Below are 1,204 nucleotides of genomic sequence, written 5' to 3'. Positions count from 1 at the left end.
TTCGAGTATATCGAGATAGACTACAATCGGCACCGACGGCATAGTGCCAACGGCGGGCTAAGCCCGGTGCAATTTGAGGAAAGAAACCTCGCTTAAGGCAGTGTCCACCGTCGCTGGGCAAGATCACTGCCCCTGATTATCGTAGAACCTGGTTTTATCTGCCACTGCTTGATCCCAGTCATCCGATTCCATTCATAAGGTAATGCAAGGCCTGATCTATTAGTTAAAGGGGTAAATGTTTCAAAAACATATTGACCTAGATGCCAGGCTGATTTCCCATCATCATGGAAACGTGTTCCAAACCGATTATTCCCTGCCTTTTGTACAGATATAGTATCTAACTCAAAGGAACTAATTATCTGTTTTCTGGTATCTCTATCTACTCCCTTAGAGCGAAGATACGCAGATGCGTCTTTTGCACCTTTATAAGGATCTGGGCGGCCATTACTTGAACATTTACTCAACCCCAGCGGATCAATCCAAGTCAGCGGGTTCGGCGCATACTGATAAAGGTTCAGTCCCCCCGCCAGCCCTATCGGGTCAAGTGCAACAATCCATCCGTCTGGCGAGCCATACTATCCGTTCCTTTTCCATCGCCGCGCCGGGGTGCATCACGGTGGAGGCAATGCCGGCCGCCAATGCAATGGCGGTATCCAGTGCGCCGGGGCCTTCCTCGCTGACGGCAGGGCTGTTGAGGTAGTCATGGTCAACGGTGTCGGCAGCGCGTGCGGCCGGTTTGCCCATGATGTTCACGTTGTCGGAGCCGCTCTTTATTTTGGCGGCCGGCGGCCCCCCGCAGGCCTAGTGCGCCAATCACCCCATCGACGGCGTTGCCCGCCATGTTGCCCAGTTTTTCCGGCAGGCCGCTAGTCATGGCGCCGATCGCCAGCCCCAGACCGACCACGGCACCCACTCCGGTGCCGAGCAGTGCGGTCGCACCGACAAAGATAGCGCCCTCTACCAGCCCGCTGGGGAGGTCAGCCAATACCGAACTGTGTACCAGCGGGTCATCTTTGCAGGCGGCGATTAAATCATCAGCCATGACTTAAGCCTCCGTACTGCCCGCGGCGGGAATTATGATCTTGCCCAGCGACGGTGGACACTGCCTTAAGCGAGGTTTCTTTCCTCAAATTGCACCGGGCTTAGCCCGCCGTTGGCACTATGCCGTCGGTGCCGATTGTAGTCTATCTCGATATACTCGAAT

Annotated in this window: 5 protein-coding genes; 2 read left to right on the top strand and 3 right to left on the bottom strand. The window is 54.9% G+C overall.

Translation table 11 applies throughout. The annotated features are described in order from the left end of the window. The coding region (locus tag ABRZ28_RS24200; RefSeq protein ID WP_330519443.1) for an IS3 family transposase at nucleotides 1-96 on the top strand (96 nt) is incomplete at its 5' end. On the opposite strand, the gene ABRZ28_RS24195 is transcribed toward ABRZ28_RS24200, so the two are convergent. Then, a complete protein-coding gene (locus ABRZ28_RS24195) occupies nucleotides 93-518 on the bottom strand; it encodes an RHS repeat-associated core domain-containing protein (protein ID WP_330521873.1) in 426 nt (141 codons plus the stop codon). The genes ABRZ28_RS24200 and ABRZ28_RS24195 overlap by 4 nt on opposite strands. Before the next feature lie 26 nt (nucleotides 519-544). Between ABRZ28_RS24195 and ABRZ28_RS24190 the strand changes: the two genes are divergently transcribed. After that, nucleotides 545-700 carry a hypothetical protein gene (locus ABRZ28_RS24190; RefSeq protein WP_330521872.1) on the top strand — a complete coding sequence of 52 codons (156 nt, stop codon included), beginning with the start codon at nucleotides 545-547 and terminating at the stop codon, nucleotides 698-700. Between the two features lie 6 nt (nucleotides 701-706). Here ABRZ28_RS24190 and ABRZ28_RS24185 read toward each other — a convergent pair whose 3' ends face one another. Continuing rightward, nucleotides 707-1,042: a hypothetical protein gene (locus ABRZ28_RS24185; protein WP_330521871.1), complete on the bottom strand. Its 336-nt coding sequence runs from the start codon at nucleotides 1,040-1,042 to the stop codon at nucleotides 707-709. Between the two features lie 65 nt (nucleotides 1,043-1,107). After that, nucleotides 1,108-1,204: IS3 family transposase (locus ABRZ28_RS24180; RefSeq protein ID WP_330519443.1), on the bottom strand; the 97-nt coding region annotated here is incomplete at its 5' end.

Source organism: Brenneria sp. g21c3, assembly GCF_040240345.1.
In the GTDB taxonomy this organism is placed as follows: Bacteria; Pseudomonadota; Gammaproteobacteria; order Enterobacterales; family Enterobacteriaceae; genus Brenneria.
This window is presented reverse-complemented; position numbering and strand designations above follow the sequence as displayed.

Bases quoted from the DNA above. Each gene is read 5' to 3' on its own strand.
- ABRZ28_RS24185 (WP_330521871.1), bottom strand. From the start codon at position 1,042: ATGGCTGATGATTTAATCGCCGCCTGCAAAGATGACCCGCTGGTACAC.